Origin of the sequence: Pseudomonas sp. NPDC087814 (genome assembly GCF_044742865.1) — a bacterium.
Taxonomy (GTDB): Bacteria; Pseudomonadota; Gammaproteobacteria; order Pseudomonadales; family Pseudomonadaceae; genus Aquipseudomonas.
Map to the genome: position 1 here is coordinate 1 of NZ_JBIUVK010000107.1, position 2,409 is coordinate 2,409.

The following is a 2,409-nucleotide window of genomic DNA, read 5'->3' on the forward strand; positions in this document are numbered from 1 at the left end:
ATCGTGCAGGCGACCCTTTATCAGCTGAAATCGTAAAGCCAGGCCTCCTCCCAGACCTATCAGTAGATTGCGGGTGAGGCCCAGAAGTCGGCTGCGCGCCAGACTGAAGTCGAGCAGATGGAACAGAAGAAGGTCGAGCAGGAAGCGGTGAAGGCTGCTGCGGAACAAAAGAAAGAAGAGGCGGCTCAAAAGGCCGAGGAATCGAAAAAGGCTGACGAGGCGAAGAAAGCTGCAGAGGCGCAAAAGGCTGATGAAGCCAAGAAAGCCGATAAAGCTGCCGAAGCCAAGAAGGCTGAAGAGAAACAATTGGCTGATATAGCCAAGAAGAAATCTGAAGAAGAAGCCAAGAAGGCTGCCGAAGAAGAGGCCAAGAAAAAGGCCGCTGAAGACGCGAAGAAAAAGATAGTCGAAGACGCGAAGAAGAAAGCCGCGGACGACGCCAAGAAGAAAGCTGAAGCTGACGAGGCGAAGAAGAAGATCGCCGACGATGCGAAGAAGAAAGCTGCCGCCGATGCCTCCAAGAAAAAGGCCCAGGAAGCAGCGCGTAAATCGACCGAAGACAAAAAGGCCCAGGCCTTGGCCGATTTGCTTTCCGACACGCCGCAGCGCCAGCAAGCCTTGGCCGATGAACGTGGTGATGAAGTCGCGGGCAGTTTCGACGACCTGATTCGTTCACGGGCAGCGGAAGGGTGGACCCGTCCTCCTTCGGCACGTAAAGGCATGACAGTAGTGCTGCAGATCGGCATGTTGCCGGACGGTACGGTGACTTCGGTCAGCGTGGCCAAGTCCAGTGGCGACGGTTCGTTCGACAGTTCGGCGGTAGCAGCGGTCAAGAACATTGGCCGGTTGACCGAGATGCAGGGAATGAAACCAAGCGACTTCGCTCCCTACCGTTCATTCAAGATGACATTCACACCTGAGGATCTAGCCTTGTGAGAAACCTTCTTCGAGGAATGCTTGTCGTTATTTGCTGCATGGCAGGGATAGCGGCGGCGGATGAAAAGAACATCCTGGTCACCAGCGGTAGCGATCGGGCCACCCCGATCGCCGTTGTGCCGTTTGGCTGGCAGGGCGGCAGCGTGCTGCCGGACGACATGTCGCAGATCATCAGCGATGACCTGCGCAACTCCGGCTACTACGCACCGATCGACAAAGGCAACATGATCAGCCAGCCGACCCAGGCCAGCGAAGTCATCTTCCGTGACTGGAAAGCGCTGAACGCCCAGTACCTGATGGTGGGCAGCATCACGCCCGCCGGCGGTCGCCTGCAGATCCAGTACACCCTGTTCAACGTCGCGACCGAGCAGCAAGTGCTGACCGGCAGCGTGTCGGGCACCACGGATCAGCTGCGGGACATGGCGCACTACATCTCCGACCAGTCGTTTGAAAAACTGACCGGGATCAAGGGTGCCTTCTCCACGCGCTTGCTCTATGTAACGGCCGAGCGTTTTTCGGTAGACAACACTCGTTACACTTTGCAGCGTTCCGACTATGACGGCGCGCGTGCAGTGACGTTGCTGCAATCCCGTGAGCCGATCCTGTCGCCGCGTTTCGCGCCAGATGGCAAGCGTATCGCCTACGTGTCCTTTGAACAGAAGCGTCCACGGATCTTCGTCCAGCACATCGATACCGGTCGCCGTGAGCAGATCACCAACTTCGAAGGCCTGAATGGCGCGCCAGCCTGGTCGCCGGACGGTTCACGCCTGGCATTCGTATTGTCCAAGGATGGCAACCCGGACATCTACGTGATGAACATGGCTTCGCGCCAACTGAGCCGTGTTACCAGCGGCCCGGGCATCAACACCGAACCGTTCTGGGGCAAGGATGGCTCGACCATCTACTTCACCTCCGACCGTGGCGGCAAGCCGCAAGTCTACAAAACCAGCGTCAACGGCGGCGGCGCCGAACGAGTGACCTTTATTGGTAACTACAACGCTGCACCGAAGCTTTCGGCTGATGAAAAGACGTTGGTGATGATTCACCGTCAGGATGGTTTCACTAATTTCCGGGTTGCGGCCCAGGATTTGCAGCGTGGAACCGTAAAAATCCTTACAGATACCAACCTTGATGAGTCAGCTACTGTTGCGCCCAACGGCACCATGGTAATCTACGCCACCCGCCAGCAGGGCCGGGGAGTCTTGATGCTCGTGTCCATTAATGGACGCGTAAGGCTCCCGCTTCCTACCGCTCAAGGCGAAGTCAGAGAACCGTCCTGGTCCCCTTACCTGAACTGACGCGGCGCTACAAAAAGAAGTACTTAACACACTGGGGTTCATTAGGAGTTTCACGATGGAAATGCTGAAGTTTGGTAAGTTTGCTGCTCTGGCTCTGGCTCTGTCCGTAGCCGGTGGTTGTGCGGGGAGAATGGGGGGGGGTGGGGGGGGGTGGGGGGGGGGTGGGGAGGGGGGA

1 protein-coding gene and 2 pseudogenes are annotated in these 2,409 nt (G+C 57.5%); all 3 read left to right on the forward strand.

Annotated elements, in window-relative coordinates:
• Nucleotides 1–936, forward strand: a pseudogene (gene tolA / locus ACIOMR_RS30865) (cell envelope integrity protein TolA); the annotation flags it as partial.
• A gap of 17 nt (nucleotides 937–953) precedes the next feature.
• Nucleotides 954–2,234: a Tol-Pal system beta propeller repeat protein TolB gene (gene tolB, locus ACIOMR_RS30870; RefSeq protein WP_032868196.1), complete on the forward strand. Its 1,281-nt coding sequence runs from the start codon at nucleotides 954–956 to the stop codon at nucleotides 2,232–2,234.
• 55 nt (nucleotides 2,235–2,289) lie between these two features.
• Nucleotides 2,290–2,409, forward strand: a pseudogene (locus ACIOMR_RS30875) (peptidoglycan-associated lipoprotein); the annotation flags it as partial.

Coding starts and splice junctions, on each gene's coding strand:
- tolB (WP_032868196.1), top strand. CDS start 954: ATGCTTGTCGTTATTTGCTGCATGGCAGGGATAGCGGCGGCGGATGAA.